At 53.5% G+C, this 19,848-nt stretch carries 18 protein-coding genes; 10 read left to right on the forward strand and 8 right to left on the reverse strand.

The window, feature by feature from the left end; translation table 11 throughout:
* Nucleotides 1–373 precede the first annotated feature (373 nt).
* Genes hisG through hisIE form a run of 8 tightly spaced genes read left to right on the forward strand, consistent with a single transcriptional unit; the run spans nt 374 to nt 7,658 of the window.
* A complete protein-coding gene (hisG, locus tag K0H79_RS10055; protein WP_220075693.1) occupies nt 374–1,267 on the forward strand; it encodes an ATP phosphoribosyltransferase in 894 nt (297 codons plus the stop codon).
* Nucleotides 1,268–1,270: 3 nt separating this feature from the next.
* On the forward strand, nt 1,271–2,578 hold the full coding sequence (hisD, locus tag K0H79_RS10060; RefSeq protein ID WP_220075694.1) for a histidinol dehydrogenase: 1,308 nt from the start codon (nt 1,271–1,273) through the stop codon (nt 2,576–2,578).
* Nucleotides 2,575–3,663 carry a histidinol-phosphate transaminase gene (hisC, locus tag K0H79_RS10065; RefSeq protein WP_220075695.1) on the forward strand — a complete coding sequence of 363 codons (1,089 nt, stop codon included), beginning with the start codon at nt 2,575–2,577 and terminating at the stop codon, nt 3,661–3,663. Before hisD ends, hisC begins: the two co-directional genes overlap by 4 nt.
* Nucleotides 3,664–3,682: 19 nt before the next feature.
* Nucleotides 3,683–4,750: a bifunctional histidinol-phosphatase/imidazoleglycerol-phosphate dehydratase HisB gene (hisB, locus tag K0H79_RS10070; protein ID WP_220075696.1), complete on the forward strand. Its 1,068-nt coding sequence runs from the start codon at nt 3,683–3,685 to the stop codon at nt 4,748–4,750.
* A 39-nt stretch (nt 4,751–4,789) separates the two neighbouring features.
* A complete protein-coding gene (hisH, locus tag K0H79_RS10075; protein WP_220075697.1) occupies nt 4,790–5,530 on the forward strand; it encodes an imidazole glycerol phosphate synthase subunit HisH in 741 nt (246 codons plus the stop codon).
* Nucleotides 5,527–6,264, forward strand: a complete 738-nt coding sequence (hisA, locus tag K0H79_RS10080) for a 1-(5-phosphoribosyl)-5-[(5-phosphoribosylamino)methylideneamino]imidazole-4-carboxamide isomerase (RefSeq protein ID WP_220075698.1) — start codon at nt 5,527–5,529, stop codon at nt 6,262–6,264. Before hisH ends, hisA begins: the two co-directional genes overlap by 4 nt.
* Nucleotides 6,246–7,025, forward strand: a complete 780-nt coding sequence (gene hisF, locus K0H79_RS10085) for an imidazole glycerol phosphate synthase subunit HisF (RefSeq protein WP_220075699.1) — start codon at nt 6,246–6,248, stop codon at nt 7,023–7,025. Before hisA ends, hisF begins: the two co-directional genes overlap by 19 nt.
* 6 nt (nt 7,026–7,031) lie before the next feature.
* On the forward strand, nt 7,032–7,658 hold the full coding sequence (gene hisIE, locus K0H79_RS10090; protein ID WP_220075700.1) for a bifunctional phosphoribosyl-AMP cyclohydrolase/phosphoribosyl-ATP diphosphatase HisIE: 627 nt from the start codon (nt 7,032–7,034) through the stop codon (nt 7,656–7,658).
* A gap of 117 nt (nt 7,659–7,775) precedes the next feature.
* On the opposite strand, the gene K0H79_RS10095 is transcribed toward hisIE, so the two are convergent.
* The 5 genes from K0H79_RS10095 to pheS all read right to left on the reverse strand — a co-directional run bounded on the left by K0H79_RS10095 (nt 7,776) and on the right by pheS (nt 13,509).
* Nucleotides 7,776–8,759: a diguanylate cyclase gene (locus K0H79_RS10095; protein ID WP_220075701.1), complete on the reverse strand. Its 984-nt coding sequence runs from the start codon at nt 8,757–8,759 to the stop codon at nt 7,776–7,778.
* 55 nt (nt 8,760–8,814) lie between these two features.
* Nucleotides 8,815–9,741 carry a lauroyl-Kdo(2)-lipid IV(A) myristoyltransferase gene (lpxM, locus tag K0H79_RS10100; protein ID WP_220075702.1) on the reverse strand — a complete coding sequence of 309 codons (927 nt, stop codon included), beginning with the start codon at nt 9,739–9,741 and terminating at the stop codon, nt 8,815–8,817.
* Between the two features lie 81 nt (nt 9,742–9,822).
* On the reverse strand, nt 9,823–10,119 hold the full coding sequence (ihfA, locus tag K0H79_RS10105; protein WP_011760064.1) for an integration host factor subunit alpha: 297 nt from the start codon (nt 10,117–10,119) through the stop codon (nt 9,823–9,825).
* Nucleotides 10,120–10,122: 3 nt separating this feature from the next.
* Nucleotides 10,123–12,510, reverse strand: coding sequence for a phenylalanine--tRNA ligase subunit beta (pheT, locus tag K0H79_RS10110; RefSeq protein WP_220075703.1), 2,388 nt, complete (start codon nt 12,508–12,510; stop codon nt 10,123–10,125).
* Between the two features lie 15 nt (nt 12,511–12,525).
* Entirely contained in the window at nt 12,526–13,509 is a 984-nt protein-coding gene (gene pheS, locus K0H79_RS10115; protein ID WP_220064721.1) for a phenylalanine--tRNA ligase subunit alpha, read from the reverse strand.
* 419 nt (nt 13,510–13,928) lie between these two features.
* Between pheS and K0H79_RS10120 the strand changes: the two genes are divergently transcribed.
* Together K0H79_RS10120 and K0H79_RS10125 are read left to right on the forward strand one after the other, a co-directional pair.
* Entirely contained in the window at nt 13,929–15,443 is a 1,515-nt protein-coding gene (locus K0H79_RS10120) for a methyl-accepting chemotaxis protein (RefSeq protein ID WP_220075704.1), read from the forward strand.
* Between the two features lie 118 nt (nt 15,444–15,561).
* Nucleotides 15,562–18,111, forward strand: coding sequence for a PAS domain-containing protein (locus K0H79_RS10125; RefSeq protein ID WP_220075705.1), 2,550 nt, complete (start codon nt 15,562–15,564; stop codon nt 18,109–18,111).
* Here the strand turns inward: K0H79_RS10125 and K0H79_RS10130 are convergent.
* The 3 genes from K0H79_RS10130 to K0H79_RS10140 form a co-directional block, all read right to left on the reverse strand.
* On the reverse strand, nt 18,108–18,977 hold the full coding sequence (locus tag K0H79_RS10130; protein WP_220075706.1) for a RimK/LysX family protein: 870 nt from the start codon (nt 18,975–18,977) through the stop codon (nt 18,108–18,110). The two genes, K0H79_RS10125 and K0H79_RS10130, sit on opposite strands and share 4 nt — an antisense overlap.
* 104 nt (nt 18,978–19,081) lie before the next feature.
* A complete protein-coding gene (locus tag K0H79_RS10135) occupies nt 19,082–19,450 on the reverse strand; it encodes an STAS/SEC14 domain-containing protein (protein ID WP_220075707.1) in 369 nt (122 codons plus the stop codon).
* Between the two features lie 35 nt (nt 19,451–19,485).
* The gene (locus K0H79_RS10140; protein WP_220064726.1) at nt 19,486–19,836 is read right to left on the reverse strand and encodes a DUF3802 family protein; all 351 of its coding nucleotides are present in this window, start codon (nt 19,834–19,836) and stop codon (nt 19,486–19,488) included.
* Between the last annotated feature and the right edge of the window lie 12 nt (nt 19,837–19,848).

A 19,848-nucleotide genomic window follows, 5' to 3' on the forward strand; every position in this document is an offset into this window, starting at 1 on the left:
GCCAAATCAGACCTGAGTCACATGAATATTCATGCAAAGCTGAACTTTTTTAATATTGACGAAAAACGCCCTTGCAAAGCATCCTGAAAGCCTTTAGTGTAAAAAGCGTCCGATAAATTCGGCCAGACAGTAAATGTAACGAGCGCACGGCGCCAGACACAGGATTAAAGACACATGTTCCAGCTTTCGACTGCCAAGCACCATCATCACCATCACAAGCGGTAGCCTTCGGAAGCTCACTGCCGAAGGTGCATTCCTTCTGGCGGTCATGATCTAAAGTTTCAGGACAACCCCCGGAAGGAATTCCGGGGGTTTTTCTTTGCACCAAAGTTTTTGATTTTAAACATTACTTTAGATACCAGGATATTTCGCCATGACTGCCAGACTGAGAATCGCCATTCAAAAATCCGGACGCTTGTCCACCGAGTCCCAACAGCTGCTGAAAAGCTGCGGAGTAAAATTCAGCGTGAACGAACAGCGGCTCATCGCCCACGCCGACAATATGCCCGTGGATATTTTGCGGGTGCGTGACGATGACATCCCAGGCCTGGTAATGGACGGCGTAGTTGATTTGGGCATAGTCGGTGAAAACGTACTGGAAGAAGAGCAGCTTGAGCGGGAATGTCTTGGAAATGCGTCCGACGTCGTTAAGCTCAGACAACTGGACTTTGGTGCCTGTCGCTTATCTCTGGCGGTACCAACCGAATTTATTTATGGCGATGCAAGCTCGCTGGAAGGCCTTAGGATCGCGACATCCTACCCCAACCTGCTTCGCCGCTTTATGCAAAATAAAGGCATATCCTATCAGGACTGCCAATTAAAGGGTTCAGTGGAAGTGGCGCCCCGCGCCGGCCTTGCAGATGGTATCTGCGATCTGGTGTCGACCGGTGCCACCCTCGAAGCCAACGGCCTGTACGAAACTGAAGTCATCTTCCGCTCCATGGCTTGTATTATTCAGTCCACCACACCACAAAGCGATGCCAAGCAGGCACTTATCAATAAAATCCTCTCCCGGGTGAATGGGGTTATCCGTGCCCGTGAAAGCAAGTACATCCTGCTGCACGCCCCAACCGAAACGCTGGAGCAAATTGTTGCCCTGCTGCCCGGCGCTGAAAACCCCACTGTGCTGCCGCTCAATGATGAAACCAATCGGGTGGCCATCCACGCGGTCAGCACCGAAGACCTGTTCTGGGACACCATGGAAGAACTGACCGCCCTCGGCGCCAGCTCGATTCTGGTGATGCCAATCGAAAAGATGATGGGGTAAGTGATGGAAACCTTGGTCTGGAACACCTTAAACGAGGATGCCAAGCGCCAGGCGCTGTCCCGCTCACCTCTGGTGGGTGACGACAGTCTGGCTGCATCGGTCAGTGACATTCTTGACAATGTGAAGCGTGGTGGCGATAAGGCCCTTATTGAATACGCGGCCCGCTTCGATAAAGCCGAAATCGATACGCTGGCGCTGAGTGCTGAAGCCATCGCGGCGGCCTGCGAGCGCGTCAGCCCTGAGCTTAAAGACGCCATCAACGCCGCCCGCGCCAATATTGCCCGCTTTCACAGCGCCCAGCAGTTCAGTGAAATCAGCCTGGAAACCCAGCCGGGGGTTCGCTGTGAGCTTAAAAGTGAAGCAATTGAAAAGGTGGGGCTTTATATTCCTGGCGGCAGCGCCCCCCTTATCAGCACTGTGCTAATGTTGGCAGTGCCTGCAACCATTGCCGGCTGCAACAAACGAGTGCTAGTAAGCCCGCCGCCCATCGATGATGCCATTCTTTACGCGGCCAGCGTGTGCGGCATTACCGATGTGTTCCAAATAGGTGGCGCCCAGGCCATTGCGGCGCTCGCTTACGGCAGCGAAAGCGTGCCGAAAGTCGATAAAATTTTTGGCCCCGGCAATAGGTATGTGACCGAAGCCAAGGCCCAGGTGGCACGGGATACCCAGGCCGCGGTCACCATAGATATGCCAGCCGGTCCTTCCGAAGTGCTGGTGATTGCCGATGATACGGCCAACCCTGAGTTTATTGCTGCCGACCTCTTATCTCAGGCCGAGCACGGCAGTGACTCACAGGTAATTTTTGTCACCGACTCCAGCGCCCAGGCCAAGGCCGTTGAAGCGGCACTTGAGAGCCAGCTTGCCCTGCTGCCACGACGAGAAACCGCAGAAGGCGCGCTGTCATGCAGCCGTATTATCATGACTGACACCCTGGACGAGGCGGCAATGGTCTCTAACCTCTATGCCCCGGAGCATTTGATCATTCAAACCCGCGATCCAAGGGAGCTGCTGCCACGCATTCGTGCGGCAGGGTCGGTGTTTTTAGGCGCCTTTACGCCGGAATCGGTTGGCGACTATGCCTCCGGCACCAACCACGTGCTGCCCACCTACGGTTACAGCAAAACCGTCTCCAGCCTGTCGCTGGCCGATTTTTGCCGCCGCTTTACAGTGCAGGAATTAACTGCGGACGGACTGAAAGGACTTGGTCAAACTGTGATGACACTGGCTGCGGCCGAGTCACTGGATGCCCACAAAAATGCAGTAAAAGTCAGGCTTGATGCCGTCGCACGTGAGGAGAATGGTCAATGACATCTCAGGTAAACGCAATTCCAGCGGATAGCCTGGCAGCACGCCTCGCCCGCCCTGAGCTTTTAAGCCTGGAGCCCTACCAGAGCGCTCGGCGCATTGGTGGCAGCGGCGAAATTTGGGTAAATGCCAATGAGTCACCCTTTAACCGCACTGGCATTGATGGCGCCAACCGCTACCCCGAGTGCCAGCCACCCGAGCTGATTGCCGCCTATGCGGCGTATGCCGGCGTTGCGGCCAATGAGCTGATATGCGGCCGCGGCGCCGATGAAGCCATTGAACTGCTTATTCGCACCTTTTGTGTGCCCGGCAAAGACAGCATCGGCATTTTCAGCCCAACTTATGGCATGTACTCCATCAGCGCGGCCACCTTTAATGTGGCGGTCAACACCCTGCCGCTGGCGGAAGATTTCAGCCTGCCTGACGACATCTCGGCCTTAACAGGCAGCAAATTGGTGTTTGTCTGCAACCCCAATAACCCAACCGGCACCTTGCTGCCGCTTGATGAAATTGCGCGGGTGGCAAAAACCTTCCCCAATGCGCTGGTGGTGGTTGATGAAGCCTACATCGAATTTGCCCGCAACCCAGACGGCTCACCCGCCCAAAGTGCCACAGGCTTGATGGCAGAATTTGACAATCTGGTGGTGCTGCGCACCCTCTCCAAAGCCTTTGGTCTCGCCGGTGCCCGCTGCGGTTTCCTGCTGGCAAGCGCCTCGGTGTGCGAGCTGGTGATGCGGGTGATTGCGCCCTATCCGGTGCCTGTACCTGTGTCTGTGATTGCCGAAAAAGCCCTTTCCGCGCAGGGCGTCGCCCAAATGTGCGCCGATGTGGTATTGCTTAATACACAAGGCGCAAGACTCGCGGTAGCGCTTACCAATGCAGGCCTTCGCGTCCTGCCAAGCGGCGGTAACTATGTGCTCGCTTTCAGCAATGATGTGGAAGCACTCGCCAGAGCCCTTGCCAACGCAGGCATAGTCGCCAGACGCTACAGCCACCCAAGGCTTAAAGATGCCATTCGCATCAGCTACACCAGCGAGCAAGAGACGGATTCCATTATCGAGGCCATCGGCCGCATCGACAGCAAATAATCATAAGGACAGACTACCCATGCCCCAGAAAATGCTTTTTATCGACCGCGATGGCACCCTGATTGAAGAGCCGGTAACAGATAAGCAGGTCGACAGTCTCAGCAAGCTGGTGTTTGAACCAAACGCCATTCCTGCGCTGCTGCGGCTGCAAAAAGCCGGTTATCGGCTGATTATGGTCAGTAATCAGGATGGCCTCGGCACCCCATCTTTCCCCCAGGAAGATTTCGATGCGCCCCACAACCTGATGATGCAGGTTTTTGAAAGTCAGGGCGTTAAGTTTGATGAGGTGCTGATTTGCCCGCACTTCAATGATGAAAACTGCAGCTGCCGCAAACCTAAACTCGGGTTGGTGAAATCCTTCCTGACCCAAGGTCTGGTGGATTTCACCGCCTCAGCAGTAATTGGCGATCGCGATACCGACGTCGAGCTTGGCAACGCCATGGGTATCAAGAGCTTTAAATATCAGCGTGAAACCCTCGGCTGGAATGCCATTGCCGATGCGCTGCTCGCCAAAGGTCGCTGCGCCACCGTGGTGCGCACTACCCGCGAAACCGACATTCGGGTCACTGTTGATCTGGATACCCCAGGCAACAATCAAATTGCGACCGGCATCGGCTTTTTCGACCACATGCTCGATCAAATCGCCACCCACGGCAATTTCAGCCTGAAGCTTAACGTCGATGGCGACCTTGAAATTGACGATCACCACAGCGTGGAAGATACAGCGCTGGCGCTGGGTGATGCACTGCGTCAGGCCCTGGGTGACAAACGCGGCATCGGCCGTTTCGGCTTTGCCCTGCCCATGGATGAAGCCTCGGGTCAGTGTCTGATGGATATCTCGGGTCGGCCGTTTATCAAGTTTGATGCCAGCTTCAGCCGGGATAAAGTGGGCGAAATGGCCACCGAAATGGTGCCGCACTTCTTCCGCTCGTTTGCCGATGGCCTGCGCTGCACCTTACACATCGGCTGTGATGGCGACAACGATCACCACAAGGTAGAAGCCCTGTTCAAGGTACTGGGCCGAACACTGCGCCAGGCTGTTGCCATCGAAGGTGATGCCCTGCCATCCTCAAAAGGCGTGCTGTGACGTGGGAAGGAATGCTTTGATGAGAGAAGGAATGCTTTGATGAAAGAGTCCATGATATCGGCCGGCGGCGCCACTGAAGCAGCCGCAAGCGCCGATTTGGTCATCATTGACACCGGCTGTGCCAATCTAAGCTCAGTGAAGTTTGCCTTTGAGCGCCTCGGCGCCAGGGTGCTGGTAAGCCGCGACAGCGAAGTGCTTCGCGCCGCGCCACGTCTGGTGCTACCGGGCGTTGGCACGGCAGCGGCAGCCATGGATGCCCTGAGAGCCAGAGGGCTTGATAAACTGATCCCAACCCTGAGCCAGCCGGTACTCGGCGTCTGCCTTGGGATGCAACTGTTGATGACCCGCTCACACGAGCGCGGCGCCAAGGGTGAAGATATTGATTGCCTGGATATTATCCCTGGTGAAATTCGCGAATTGGATGCAGGCAGCCAACCTTTGCCCCACATGGGCTGGAATCAGCTTAAGGTGTCCGGCCATCCGCTATTTGCCGGCATTGAGCCTGGCGAGTGGGTGTACTTTGTGCACTCCTTCTGTGCCCCCGAGTCCGCGGCCACCATCGCCAGCTGCGAGTATGGCGAAGCCTTCAGCGCGGCCATCGCCAAAGATAATTTTATGGGAGTGCAGTTCCATCCGGAAAAAAGCGCTGCCACCGGCGCCAAAATCCTGAAAAACTTTCTGGGACTCACACTGGCCGACCTGGGGCTTGCAGCTGCCGAACCAGAGCTTATTGAAAATTCACCGGCGCAAACCAATGTCGACACCTTGGAGCAATCATGATCATTCCTGCAATCGACCTTATTGATGGTCAGGTGGTGCGCCTGTTTCAGGGCGATTACGCCAAAAAGACCGAATTTTCTCTGGATCCCAAAACGCAATTGCAGAGCTATCAGCAAGATGGAGCAGCGCTCTTGCATCTTGTTGATCTGACCGGCGCTAAAGACCCCGACAAGAGGCAAACCAGGTTAATTGAAGAGATTGCGGCCGGTTTGTCCACCCCACTGCAGGTAGGCGGCGGCATTCGCAGCGCCGCCGATGTGGATGCCCTGCTGGATGCCGGCGTTGCCCGGGTCGTGATTGGCTCGCTGGCGGTCAAGTCACCTGAGGTGGTCCTAAGCCTTTTTGATAAGTATGGCGGTGATGCCATTTGTCTTGCCCTCGATGTCAATATCGATGCCCAGGGCAACAAGATGGTGGCAGTTCACGGCTGGCAACAGGGCGGCGGAAAGTCACTCGAATCCCTGGTGGACACCTTTATGCCCGCGGGTCTTAAACACGCCCTGGTAACCGATATCAGCCGCGATGGCACCATGACCGGCGCCAACACAGCGCTTTACCGAGAACTGGCCGAGCGTTTTAGCGATGTGCAATGGCAGGCCAGTGGCGGCGTCGCTACCCTGGAAGACGTAAAAGCCATCAGGCAATCCGGTGCCAGCGGCATCATCATCGGTAAGGCACTGCTGACCGGCGTATTTACTGCAAAGGAGGCAATTGCATGCTGGCCAAACGCATAGTGCCCTGCCTGGATGTGAAAGACGGCAAAGTGGTGAAGGGCGTGCAATTTCGCAACCACGAAGTTGTGGGCGATATAGTCCCCCTCGCCGCCCGCTACGCCGAAGAAGGTGCCGATGAGCTGGTATTTTACGATATCAGCGCCAGTGCCAAAGGCGATGTGGTGGATAAATCCTGGGTTAGCCGCATTGCCGAGCGCATCGACATTCCCTTTTGTGTGGCTGGCGGTATCAAAACGGCAGCTCAGGCGCGGGAAATTCTGGCCTTCGGCGCCGATAAAATTTCCATCAACTCGCCTGCTCTGTCGGATCCCAGCCTTATTCGCAGGCTGCACGATGAATTTGGACGCCAATGTGTGGTGGTGGGTATCGACAGCTTTTACGATAGCGACAGCGGCAACTACACGGTAAAGCAGTTTACCGGCGATGAAGCCGCCACCAAAGACACCCGCTGGCACACCCTGGATTGGGTTGAAGAAGTGCAGCGTCAGGGCTGCGGTGAGATAGTGCTGAATGTGATGAATCAGGATGGTGTGCGTCAGGGCTATGATATTGAGCAGCTGCTTAAGGTACGCACCATCTGCGATGTGCCGCTGATTGCCTCTGGCGGTGCCGGCACCATGGCCCACTTTGCCGAGGTGTTCAGCGATGCCCGGGTTGATGCCGCACTTGCCGCCAGTGTGTTTCACAAAGGCATTATCAATATAGGTGAGCTTAAACAATTCCTTGCATCTCAGGGGATTGCCATCAGGTTAACGGAGTAATGGCCCATGGCTGACGAAACCCTTTTAAACCGTCTCGACTGGGACAAACAAGACGGCCTCATTCCCGCTATCGTGCAAAACCACTTAAGCGGCAAGGTGCTGATGCAGGGCTATATGGACAAGGCCGCCCTGGAAAAGACACTGCAGACCGGCATGGTCACCTTTTTCAGCCGCAGCAAGCAGCGGCTTTGGACCAAGGGCGAGTCGTCCGGCCATGTGCTGAGCCTTATCAGCATTGCCGCCGACTGCGATAACGACAGCCTATTGGTGCAGGTTATGCCCAAGGGCCCAACCTGCCACACAGGCACAGAGTCATGTTGGCAAGATGGCAGCCACAGCTTTATCGCCGGACTCGAGAGCTTGATTCAGGGCAGGAAAAAAGCCTGTGATGCAGGCGAAGGCGGCAGCAGTTATACCGCATCCCTGTTTGCCAGCGGCACCAAACGTATGGCGCAAAAAGTAGGTGAAGAAGGGCTGGAAACGGCGCTCGCCGCCGCAACCCACGATAAGAAAGAGTTGGTCGATGAAGCCTCAGATCTGCTGTTTCACCTGATGGTATTGCTGGAAGATCAGGGGCTGTCACTTGCGGACATCACCGAAAACCTCTATGAGCGTCATAAGGCCAGAAGCTAAGATTCTGCCTGCCACTAATGTAAAAACGCTGCCATGGCAGCGTTTTTTGTTGGTGTTTTCAGACGTCATTTCTTACGAGCGACACGGGCACAGACTGCACACCTGTCTCGCCCTGCTTCAATTCTGCTCGCCATGCTTTTGGTGATGAATTTGCTTTTCGCGATACATGTGGATATCGGCATCCTTCAAAAGCCGTTCAAGGGAGCTTGGCACCAGGGGATCGAAACGCGCAGTGCCGCAACTGAATTCCAACTGATAGCCAATGGGAGTATTGATATTGTGCTTTGCCAGGTTTTGATGCAAGCGGCTTAAGATCCCGGCTGCCGGCGACATCGACCGTTCGTGGCTGACCAGCGCAACAAACTCATCGCCGCCAATACGGGCAATCACATCGTACTCACGAAAGGCCTCTTTCAGCAGATTGGCGAATGCCACCAGGGCGCTGTTTCCTTCCTGATGCCCAAAGCGGTCATTGATTTCCTTGAAGTAATCCAGATCCATGAAAAAAAGCGTCGCGTCCTGCTGTTGCCGCTGACACTTGGCGAGGCATTGTTTGGCCAGCAGTTCAAAGCCACGCAGGTTCGACAGGCCCGTCAATGGGTCCAGGGTGGCGGTTTGCACCGCTTCCAGCTCAGACACCACCAATTTGCCGAGATCTTCCAGATCGCGATATGCCTCTGGCTCAAAGTGGCGTGCCATCCGGTCAATGATGCACAGGGTGCCAACTCTGTGGCCGTTACTCAGGGTAAGCGGATAACCGGCGTAAAAACGGATATGGGGCTCACCTGTTACCAGCGGATTGTCGGCAAATCGCGGATCTTCATGGGCGTCTTCAATGACAAAGATATCGGCCTGCATAATCGCATGGCCACAAAAGGAAATGTCGCGGCGGGTTTCAGATTGGGATAAACCGATACAGGATTTGAACCATTGCCTGTCGGAATCAACCAGACTTATCAGGCAGATAGGCACATCAAACAACCTGCGCGCCAAACGGGTCAGGCGATCGAAACGCTCTTCGGCCTCAGTATCGAGCACATTCAGGCTGCGTAGCGCCTCAAGCCTTTCGGCCTCATCGAAGGGAATGGGTGCGGGCAACATGAAGACTCCGAAAGGCTAACTTCGGATAAGTATAGTTGCCCGCAGGAATTTAGCGTCAATCGTAAATAGACGCCTGGCCCTCTGGACGGGTTTTAAGCAGCTTTAAAAACCACATGTACTGCTCAGGGTAAGCCGAAATGACCTGCTCAACAGCGCGGTTAAGCGCCAGTGCTTCATTTTCTTTGCCAGCCATGCTGACTTCGTCGATGGCGGGTAGCACTGTAAGTGAAAACCGGTGCGCCTTATCATCGTAACCTATGGTCACCGGCATCACCTGAGCTTTGCCGGCCGCCGCCAGTCGCCCTACTACCGGCAAGGTTGCCTTGGTGGTGGCAAAAAGCGGTGCAAAGACGCTCTGCTCAGGACCCAAATCTTCATCGGGCAGATAGAAGAAACTGTTGCCCTGGCGCATCTCACTGATCAGCACCCGAAGCCCCGCCTCGCGCATGTACACATGGCCGCCAAGGCGACTGCGAATGCGATTGGAAAACCAATTGAACAGCTCATTGCGGTGGGCTTTGGCCATGGTTGCCATGGGCAGTTCAAGGTTAAGCCTGAGCCCGGCGTAATCTATACCCCAGACATGCGGCATGATGAAAATAATCGGCTGCCCCGCATCACGGGCCGCTTTGACATGTTCAAAGCCTTGCAGCGAAACGCGGCGGCGTAAATGGGCCTCACTGCCAAACAGGAGCTCCGCCTGACCAATCAGGATCATCACGAATTGCGCCACATTCTCGCGAATGAGGCTGTCTACTTCCTGCTCGGATTTGTCAGGGAAACAGGCCTTGATATTGGCCCTGGCCACCCGGATGGGCTTTTTGGCGATACGCAGTACCAGCCTGGACAGGCCCCGCGCGATGGGATCGCGAATAGCGGCAGGCAAGGCGCCAAAAAAGAGCAAGACGCCGATGGCTATCCAGGTACCCCACAGTCTTGGATGCAGCAGTCCCCAGTAAAATCGTCTGTCAAAATAACGCATTGTCTTAACTTAGAATCTCTTTAGAGCACACAAACAGGAAAGCCACTCAGATGAGTGGCCTTCCCTCAGTGTATTCCGATGTTACTTTTCGGAGTTGGATGACTCGACGCGGCTTTTCAGCTTCTGACCGGGGCGGAATGTCACCACACGACGGGCAGAGATCGGGATATCCTCACCGGTTTTTGGGTTGCGGCCAGGTCGTTGGTTTTTGTCCCTGAGGTCAAAGTTACCAAAACCGGACAGCTTGACCTGCTCACCACTTTCGAGAGCGCTTCGGATTTCCTCGAAAAACGTCTCTACCATCTCTTTCGCGACCCGCTTGTTAATGCCAAGCGTTTCAAAAAGATGCTCTGCCATTTCGGCTTTGGTAAGTGCCATACTTTAATCCCTCAACGATGCGTTGAACTCGGACTTGAGTGCTGAAACCACAGTGTCTACTGCTTCTGCGATCTCTTTTTCTTCAAGTGTGCGAGTGTTGTCTTGTAACGTCAGTGCAATTGCCAGGCTCTTTTTACCGGGCTCAACACCTTTACCCTGGTATACATCGAACAAGTTTACGCCAACCAACTGATTTTCGCCAACTTTTCTTATCACTTTTATCACATCAGCCGCAGCAACGCTTTCATCCACGACCAATGCGATATCCCGGCGGTTAGCGGGGAACTTGGAAATTACCTGAGCTTCAGGCAATTTCGCATGTAGCAATGCATCCAGTTCCAGCTCAAATACGATGGTTTTACCATTGAGCCCAAATGGCTTCTCAAGGCTTGGATGAACGGCACCTATATAGCCAATCACGCGATCATTCCTTAGAATTTCAGCACATTGGCCTGGGTGAAGCGCCGAATGTGTCGCTCTTCTAAAACTAAATTCGGATCCCGAAACTGTCAAGCCAATAATTGCCTCCAAATCGCCCTTAAGATCGAAGAAATCAACGGTTTTGCTCTCCATTGACCAATGTTCTTCGTTCTGGAGGCCAGCAATCACGGCACCCAGCATAGGTTGCTGCCTTACGTCGGATTCTGCATTGGCATCAGGCACAAAGCGCAATCCTGTCTCAAACAGGCGCACACGGCCCTGCTGACGAGCCTGGTTGTAGCCGACAGCGGTGAGCAAACCGGTGAACATAGACAGGCGCATGGCCGACATTTCACTGGAAATCGGGTTAGGCAGGATCATCGCCTGCTCGCCTGGATGCACCAATTGCTGCAATTTGGGATCCACGAAGCTGTAAGTTACGGCTTCCTGGAATCCGCGGGCAACCAAGAGGCTACGCACCTTCTTCAGGCAGATATCGGCTTCCTGATGGGTAGACATCCTGAGATGTGCCATGGGCGCCTTGTTGGGGATGTTGTTGTAACCGTAAATACGGGCAACTTCTTCAATCAGGTCTTCTTCGATGGCCATATCGAAACGATAGGTCGCCGTGGTTACCTGCCACTCCCCCTCACCTGCTGTTACGGCAAAACCCAAACGTGTCAGGATTTCAACTACGTCACTGTCTGGTACATGGTGGCCAAGGATTTTGTCCAGCTTGCTGCGACGCAGCAGGATCTCTTTGGCTTTTGGCAGATGTTCATCGGATTTGGCTTCCACCACAGTGCCGGCTTCACCGCCACAGATATCCAGCACCAAACGGGTGGCACGGTCAATCACCTTGTGCTGCAGCTCTGGGTCAACGCCACGCTCAAAGCGGTGTGATGAGTCTGTGTGCAGACCGAGCTTACGGGCTTTACCCATGATGGCCAGCGGCGCGAAGAAGGCACATTCCAGCAGTATGTCCTGAGTGGTTTCACCCACACCGGAGAATTCGCCACCAAACACACCGGCAAGCGCCAGAGGCTTAGTGTTGTCTGCAATAACCAGAGTATCGCTTGGCACTGTGATTTCGCTGCCATCCAGCAATGTCAGCTTTTCTTCACCATTGCCCAGACGGACTTCAATCTTGCCGTCGATTTTGGCCAGGTCAAAAGCGTGCATCGGCTGACCGAATTCAATCAGCACATAGTTGGTGATATCCACGATAGGGTCGATTGAACGGATGCCACTGCGGCGCAGCTTTTCTTTCATCCACTCAGGTGTCGGCGCTTTTACGTTCACATTACGCACGATACGGCCCAGATACCTTGGGCAGGCAGCAGGGGCTGAAAGCTGAATATCGATGGTGTCGGCAATACTGGCGGTAACAGGGGCCCAGCTTGGCTCTGTCACTTCGGCACGGTTAAGTACACCCACTTCGCGGGCAAGACCGGCCATACCGAGACAGTCGGCACGGTTGGAGGTCAGGTCTACGTCGATAACTGCATCGTTCAGGTCGAGATATTCACGGATGTCAGTACCAATGGGCGCATCCAGCGGCAATTCGATAATGCCATCGCTTTCGATATCGATACCCAGCTCGCTGTAGGAACACAGCATGCCTTCAGACGGCTGACCGCGGAGCTTGGCTTTTTTGATTTTGAAGTCGCCGGGCAATACGGCGCCGACAGTGGCAACGGCCACTTTCAGGCCCAAACGGCAGTTTGGCGCGCCGCAAACGATATCCAGCAGGGTATCGCCACCCACGTTTACTTTAGTCACACGCAGTTTGTCGGCATCGGGATGTTGGCCACATTCCACAACTTCGCCCACAAATACGCCGCTGAAGTCGGCCGCAACCGCGTCAACGCCGTCCACTTCCAGGCCAGCCATGGTGATTTGATGACTTAAGTCTTCACGGCTGATGGCTGGATTAACCCATTCACGAAGCCAGGATTCACTGAATTTCATTACTAATTTGCTCCGTTATTTGAATTGCTTAAGGAAACGCAGGTCGTTTTCGAAGAATGCGCGCAGATCGTTTACGCCGTAGCGCAGCATGGTCAAACGCTCAACACCCATACCAAAAGCAAAACCGGAATACTTTTCAGGGTCGATGCCCACGCTGCGCAGTACGTTGGGGTGTACCATGCCGCAGCCGAGCACTTCGAGCCACTTACCATTTTTGCCCATTACGTCCACTTCGGCCGAAGGTTCGGTAAATGGGAAATAAGATGGACGGAAACGTACCTGCAGGTCTTCTTCAAAAAAGTTACGCAGGAAGTCGTGCAGAATGCCTTTAAGCTCTGCAAAGTTTACGTTTTCGTCCACCAGGAGACCTTCCACCTGATGGAACATCGGGGTATGGGTCATGTCGTAGTCGTTACGGTACACACGGCCTGGAGAGATAATCCGAAGCGGTGGTTTTTCCGTTTCCATGGTGCGAATTTGCACGCCCGACGTTTGGGTACGCAACATCACCTTGGGATTGAAATAAAAGGTATCGTGGTCGGCACGGGCCGGGTGATGCTCAGAAATGTTCAGCGCATCGAAGTTGTGGAAGTCATCTTCGATTTCTGGACCTTGCTTAACCGTGAAACCAAGCTCGCCAAAGAAAGATTCAATGCGTTCAATGGTGCGGGTTACTGGGTGCAAACCACCATTGTCCAGAGTACGCCCTGGCAGAGTCACGTCGATTTGCTCTGCGGCCAGTTTGGCTTCCAGTTCGCGGGCTTTAAACAGCTCCATCTGCTCACCGAGTTTAGCCTGAACGCTCTGCTTGGCATCGTTTACTGCCTGACCGAACTTGGGCTTTTCTTCTGCGCTCAGGGTGCCCATCAGTTTCATTAAATCGGTGATCCGGCCTTTTTTACCCAGATAGTCTACCCGGATATCGTCCAGAACCTTCAGATCTGTCGCCTGTTCGATGGCGGCCAGAGCCTGTTCCACAATCTCTGTTAATTGCTGCATCTTCTCTTCCACTGCTCTCGTGCCTGACCTTTTTGGGCAGGCTGTTCACGACATGTCGACGTGCTTGCCGCGTAAATTTGTCAAAATAAACAAAAGAGTGAAATTTTACGGCAGGCATCTTTATTTGACTAGGGATAAATCTGCCCAAATGTTGAAAAATCCCGGGAAATTCCGCTGCATTTTCCAGCGGTTTCCAGGAATTTTCATACAGGGTTCGTATTTTCCCTACAGGGTGACTGGCGGGCCATGTTGACGAGATGTAAAATTGTCGCTGTGCTCTATGCTGAGAATACAAAACACAGCCAAGACGCTGATTAAAAAGTATTCATTCACAAGCATATTTCGGCTGCAATAATAAAGTTCGGTCATCAAGAACCGATAAACATAGGGTCACACGCAGCCCCGCTCCGAGGTAATTCATGAAAGAAGTGAAGTTTCGCTGGGTAGATCAATATCTCATCCACATGACACTCAAAACCAAGTTTGCCATTTTGGCTATTGTCCCGGTGCTGATGGTGCTGTCGCTGGCACTGGTGCTGAACATCAAATTTAACGACACCTTACTCGAAACCCATCTGGCACAGAGCCGAAACCACACCAATGACGTCAATCAGCTGGTGTCGCAGGCGCTTAATTATATTCCGGCTGACCAGCAAAGTACTTTTTTACAAAGTCTTTCCGGGAGCACTCAGGTAGTGCCCGTCAGTAATCTGGACAATAAAGCACAGCAATTGGCCCGCAGTGGCGGCGGAAGCGATCAGGCGAACGCCAACGGCCGTTATCAAACGGTCAGTGCCATCAGCGACAAGCAATTGGTGGCGGTAAATACGCTTGATGCCAAGGCGGTGTCGCTGGAATCCGGTAACGATACCTGGTTTGTCATTGGCGCCATCGCGCTGGTGCTCTTTATTATCTTTATCTTCAGCTACTACATCTCCACCTTTGTTGGTGGCGCTCTGTATACCACGGTAATGGCGCTTAAACGTGCCGCCGATGGCGACCTTACCGGCAGGCTTAACTTCTTCCAGGTAAAAGATGAGTTCAGTATTCTGGCCATCAGCATCGACTCTCTGGTTGAACGTCAGCATAACCTGGTGAAAAACATCAACGACGCTATCCACCAAATCCGTGCTGTGGTGGAGTCGTTTCGCACCAATGCACGGGACGGTCAGGCCCTTGCTGCCAGTCAACGTGCCCATCTCGACTCCCTTGCTACAGCCATGGAGCAAATGACCGCTGCAGTGCGGGAAGTCGCCAGCAATGCCGAGCACTCATCCCAGGAGACTCAGGAGGCCAACCAGCAAGTGGCGGCCGGCTCCAAAGATATTGCGACTACGGTGAGCGCCATAGGTCAGCTCTCCAATGAAATTGCCAGGGCGTCCGATGCGGTAACCGTACTCAATGAAAATGCCAGCCGTATCGATGAAGTGGTAACCACCATCAATGCCATTTCCGAGCAAACCAATCTGCTGGCACTTAACGCCGCCATCGAAGCGGCCCGCGCCGGTGAGCAGGGACGTGGCTTTGCCGTGGTGGCCGATGAAGTGCGTACCCTTGCGGGCCGTACTCAGGCGGCAACGGTGGAAATCAAGTCCATGATTGAGGCGCTGCAATCCGGCTCCCGTAACCTCACTCAGGTGATGGCACGTACCGTTGAGCAAGCGGAAGAAGGTAAAAAGCATGTGATAAAAACCGGTGAGGATCTCGACAGCATCGCCCATCACAGTGCCAAGGTGTTTGAAATGAGCGTGCTCATTGCCACCTCCGCCGAAGAGCAATCCGCCGTTGCCAATGAAATTGCCGGTAACCTGATGGAAATCCGTAACCAGTCCCACGATGTGGAACAGTCGGCGAACCAATCGGTATCGGGTTGTGATGAACTCCACGCCACCGCCGAAAAGCTCGATAAGCTTTTGGTCGGATTAAAACTCTGACCCACGCAAAAGGCACCCTCCCGGGTGCCTTTTAGCTTTAAGCTAATGGCAAACAACAAATTATCCGTTAGACTGGCTGCTGAGAATGTCATTTTCAGCCCAAAGGATCCGGCCTGTCATGAACCGTTCCAAGGCCTATGTATCACATACATTGCACCCGAGGTGGCGTAATAGCTTGCCCTTTCGGGTGGGACTGCTGCAAAGCCTGATAGCCACCCTGCTTCTTCTGGCCACCCTCTGGATCCTCCTTGGCAGCCAAAAAGAAGAGCGGCTGACACAGGAAATGAACCTCAATCTCTCTCAGGGTCAATTAATCCAAGCCAGGTTGCGGGACTTGACGGCTCAGCTCGACACCCTGGTGGTTGCCATTGCGGACGTCGCAGGCACCCAAAGAAACGATATCGCCACCATTGAAAACACCATACCCAGTCTGCTCTCGTTGCCTAACCATAAAGACGTGGTCGCAAGTGGTGGAATTTGGCCGGAAAAGGGGCATCCTCTCGGTCAGGAAGATGAGATCAGAAGCCTTTTCTGGGTCAGAGACTTGCTTGGGCAGCTGCGTAAAAACGACGGTTACAACCAAAGCAGCGGTCATTACTTTGATGAACTCTGGTATAAGCCCATGCGGCTGTTTCCGGCTGGCAGGGTATTCTGGTCCCCTTCCTACATAGATCCCCATACTCAGGAGTCCATGGTCACGGCATCGGTGCCCATCTGGCAAGAGCATGAATTCCAGGGCGTCGCGACCATAGATGTAAGCCTTTCCAGCCTCTCAAGTTATCTCACCGAGTCCCGTAAAGAACTCGGGGGCTATGTGATCCTTTTGGACCAATTTAATCAGGTATTGTCGGCCCCCCTGCCCGGCGCAGAGCAAAGTTTACCTGAACACGCAAGCTTGCCCGATTTAGCCTCACTCACCCAACGCTATCCTCAACTGTCATCGTTGCTCTCTCTGGTAGTGGACGCAGACACGCTGTTTATCAAGGACGCGCAGGCACACCAGGTCATCACTCAGGAGCAGTTTCTGACCATGACCCCCAGCAACTTCCCCCAGGGCAAACAGATGTACCAGGCCATGATTAACACCAGCGCCATTGCCATGACGGAATCACCTGCATTATTGGGAACTCTGGCCATTGACGTTGACCCGCTGATTGCCGCGCCGTCACTGGTGTCTGTATATCGGATGCCGGGCACATTTTGGAAGGTGGTCACTGTAACCCCGAAAAGCTCTTTCAAAAATGAAGCCCTGCTTTTGGTTGAGCGCGCTGGACTGTATCTGCTGCTCGCGCAGGTGCTGGCACTGCTGCTGATGATTTTTGTACAACACAAACTTTACATCAAACCCATCGCCCGCATGGTGTCTGCGTTGAAAGCAGAAGATGCAGCCCATCTGGAGTTGCAAGCGAGCCAGCGTGAGGATGAAATTGGGGTGTTGGCCAGCGCCCTTGTGGCCCGAACCCGTCAGCTCGAAATCGCCATGGCAAGTCTCGATGCCTCAAATTTGGCGCTGGAGCAACAGTTGGAGGTTCAGCAAGAGGCACAGCAGGATTTGCTCGCCCACAAGGAGCAACTGACCGCCTTGCTCAAATCATCCCCCAACCTCATCTTTATCAAGGATACGGCTGGCCGCTACCTGATGGTGAACGATAAGTTTTGTGAAACCATAGGTCTTGACCGACACAGGATCCTGGGAGCCACCGACAGACAACTCTTTTCGTCGGATCTTGCCCAGGCCTACGGCGAGAGCGACCAGCGCGTGATGACTCAGGATGCCCCGCTGCAATTCGAAGAGACACTGCCAACACGTTTGGGAGAGATGCGTTTTCAAATGACCAAGTTCGCCATTCGGGATGACGACGACAATCTCAGGGGAACAGGTGCCATCGCCTTTGATATTCAAAATCGCAAGCGCATTGAAAACGAATTGCTGGAGAGGATAACGACACTGGAGCGCAGCCTTAGTCTTTGCGTCAGTGAAAGTGGCAAGCTACAGCAGAATCTGCAACAGGCAGAATTCGAGCTGTCGCAAAAGACACAAAGCATAGAAGTGACCAGAGCAAAAGACGAGGCTTGGGTTACGGAGAGACGCTTATTTAAAAACTGGCTCAGGGATTTGGTGAGTTTGATTGCCCGTGAGCAGGAAATCCTTCTGGCCAAGGCCTGCAACCCGGGCGCCACGTCCATGGAAAAGCTGAAGGATGCGCTGAGCGAACACGCAGAGCGGCTCAGGGTGCTGGAACTATTAACCGGCAGACACAAGGCAAGCCAACGCGCCGTTCCCATGGATGTGTTGCAGCAGTTGACGCTGCTGTTTCAATCAGAAATCACCGGACGTGACATCCAAATTCAGTTGGAGGGCGAACGTAATTTCAGTGTCCAGCTTGAGACCTGGCAGTTAACGCTGCTGATATTCAGCTTGTTAAAAATCCTGTGCACTCAGATTGATAACGCACCTCAGGGCAATATTGTCAGGGTCTGTGTCGACGGGTCCGGAAATGATTGCCTCATCAGGTTTGATCGCCAGGGCGCGAGCTCTGACATTATCGCGCCTGAACTAAGTGCACTATGTGCCTGGCTTGAACGCCAATTTGGCGGCTCACTGACGCTCTGTCATTCGCTGACCGTGGCCACCATAGTGGATTGCAGACTCCCCTTTGCAGACTAGCGGCTGACATCAACGATGTAGTGCCCCTGCAGCCAGTTACGACCAATGAGCAGCTTATGGGTCATCTCGCTTCGGTCTCTTAAGTTTACCTTTACCTTGAACTCTTTACCGGGTTCCCCCAGAGTCAGCTCCACCATATAGCGAACTTCACTTCCCTGAGCATTTCGGATAAGTGACGTTTCAGTAATTCGGCTATGGATGCGCCGGGCTTCACCTTTTTCATTTACCGTGGTAAAGCTGATGGGCTTGCCAACATTGGCTTCCATATCGCTGCGATTTTCATTTTCTATTTGAATATCGATGGCATGGAGGCTGTTCTCTACAGCACCTGTGTCGATACGGGTATCGAAGGTGATATCACCTTCCACCAGGTGAATGGGGGCGCGCTCACCGATAACATTTTTTTCGGCCACATCGACCAGGTAATGGCCTTCAAGCCAGTTGCGGCCCAGCAGCAGCTTGTAATCCATGTGGCCCCTATCTCTGAGGTTCACCCGGATGTTACGAACATCCTTTTCATATTGCAGCTCAAGCTCAACCGTATAACGACTCTCGGTTCCCTGAGAGTTGGACACAGTGGTGACTTTTACTATCTTGGCTTCAATGGTTTTAGTCACCCCCCCCAAGCCTTGGGTGGTAAATTTCACCCGTTTGCCGATATTGTCCTTCATCGAGTCGGCTGCGCCGCCAAGCACTTGGATATCGACCGCGTGGATTGAGCTTATAGAGGCACCTGTATCGACCCGGGCAATAAAGTTAAGCCCAGAGGCGGGCTGATGGATATCGACACTCTGCCCTACAATCGATTTGCCACAAGCCACGTAAGATAACAGGAGTAACGAAATAGCGATCCAAGCTCTAAACATAAATAACATCCTGAAAAACAATTAATTACAAGCAAGCGTGGATAACGCTTAACCTGAACCACCATAACGGAAGCGCTGGTGCTTGCCAATAAAAAGCACTGATTTCAGCAACGTTGAGACAACCAGATTTTGGCGGATTGCACCTCATCCAGGGGAAACACGCACACAGGGCATGGCATGAATAAGCCTATAAGCTCGCCCATGCGGCGAAAAGCGGGACGATTGGTGAGAATGGCGATACGCCTGAAGTCATCGAGATGGAAGAGGCCAAGCAGTACGTCCTGCCATAGCGACAGCAGACTGGCCCCCCGGCATCCATCGGCAATTTCGTACCAGATGCGCACCGACGCATGATCTTTGAGCGCTTGCTCGAGGGCGGGGATCAATACACGGCTGTAGTCACCGGCCTCAATCATCCCTGATGCTTCTACAGCAATGGTATCGTGTTCAAATCCTGGTTTGAGTCTTATCATGTTCACCCCATCAGAGTGTGAACCACGACGGTGCGTCAGGCGGTCAGCTTGACAATTTCCTGGTCGAATAAATTTTTGATAAGCCCAGAAAAATCAGCAATAAAGTGCGTTTGTTCCGGCGTGGCTTTTTTGTTTCCGACATGGGCCAGGATTTCTTCGAGATCGTAAACGATGGCGTCGATTTCCCGAATGACCATGTTACGTTGGGCAAAACTTAATTCGGGATTTTGACCGCAGACCATGATGATCTGCGCGGACAACTGCTCTTCAAAGAGCTCCATCACTGTCTCATCAGCTAAACCCTGTCCCTCAGGTGCTTCGAAAAGCCCCAAGTTTTCAGTCAAGTACTGAATGAGATGCACGTAACCTTCTTTATCAGTGACCATGTCAAATCCCGT

Origin of the sequence: Shewanella sp. FJAT-52076 (assembly GCF_019457455.1) — a bacterium.
GTDB lineage: Bacteria > Pseudomonadota > Gammaproteobacteria > Enterobacterales > Shewanellaceae > Shewanella > Shewanella zhangzhouensis.

What these genes read in the sequence shown, in the direction of transcription:
- hisG (WP_220075693.1), top strand. Translation starts at nt 374, where the DNA reads ATGACTGCCAGACTGAGAATCGCCATTCAAAAATCCGGACGCTTGTCC.
- hisD (WP_220075694.1), top strand. Translation starts at nt 1,271, where the DNA reads ATGGAAACCTTGGTCTGGAACACCTTAAACGAGGATGCCAAGCGCCAG.
- hisC (WP_220075695.1), top strand. Translation starts at nt 2,575, where the DNA reads ATGACATCTCAGGTAAACGCAATTCCAGCGGATAGCCTGGCAGCACGC.
- hisB (WP_220075696.1), top strand. Translation starts at nt 3,683, where the DNA reads ATGCCCCAGAAAATGCTTTTTATCGACCGCGATGGCACCCTGATTGAA.
- hisH (WP_220075697.1), top strand. Translation starts at nt 4,790, where the DNA reads ATGAAAGAGTCCATGATATCGGCCGGCGGCGCCACTGAAGCAGCCGCA.
- hisA (WP_220075698.1), top strand. Translation starts at nt 5,527, where the DNA reads ATGATCATTCCTGCAATCGACCTTATTGATGGTCAGGTGGTGCGCCTG.
- hisF (WP_220075699.1), top strand. Translation starts at nt 6,246, where the DNA reads ATGCTGGCCAAACGCATAGTGCCCTGCCTGGATGTGAAAGACGGCAAA.
- hisIE (WP_220075700.1), top strand. Translation starts at nt 7,032, where the DNA reads ATGGCTGACGAAACCCTTTTAAACCGTCTCGACTGGGACAAACAAGAC.
- K0H79_RS10095 (WP_220075701.1), bottom strand. Translation starts at nt 8,759, where the DNA reads ATGTTGCCCGCACCCATTCCCTTCGATGAGGCCGAAAGGCTTGAGGCG.
- lpxM (WP_220075702.1), bottom strand. Translation starts at nt 9,741, where the DNA reads ATGCGTTATTTTGACAGACGATTTTACTGGGGACTGCTGCATCCAAGA.
- ihfA (WP_011760064.1), bottom strand. Translation starts at nt 10,119, where the DNA reads ATGGCACTTACCAAAGCCGAAATGGCAGAGCATCTTTTTGAAACGCTT.
- pheT (WP_220075703.1), bottom strand. Translation starts at nt 12,510, where the DNA reads ATGAAATTCAGTGAATCCTGGCTTCGTGAATGGGTTAATCCAGCCATC.
- pheS (WP_220064721.1), bottom strand. Translation starts at nt 13,509, where the DNA reads ATGCAGCAATTAACAGAGATTGTGGAACAGGCTCTGGCCGCCATCGAA.
- K0H79_RS10120 (WP_220075704.1), top strand. Translation starts at nt 13,929, where the DNA reads ATGAAAGAAGTGAAGTTTCGCTGGGTAGATCAATATCTCATCCACATG.
- K0H79_RS10125 (WP_220075705.1), top strand. Translation starts at nt 15,562, where the DNA reads ATGAACCGTTCCAAGGCCTATGTATCACATACATTGCACCCGAGGTGG.
- K0H79_RS10130 (WP_220075706.1), bottom strand. Translation starts at nt 18,977, where the DNA reads ATGTTTAGAGCTTGGATCGCTATTTCGTTACTCCTGTTATCTTACGTG.
- K0H79_RS10135 (WP_220075707.1), bottom strand. Translation starts at nt 19,450, where the DNA reads ATGATAAGACTCAAACCAGGATTTGAACACGATACCATTGCTGTAGAA.
- K0H79_RS10140 (WP_220064726.1), bottom strand. Translation starts at nt 19,836, where the DNA reads ATGGTCACTGATAAAGAAGGTTACGTGCATCTCATTCAGTACTTGACT.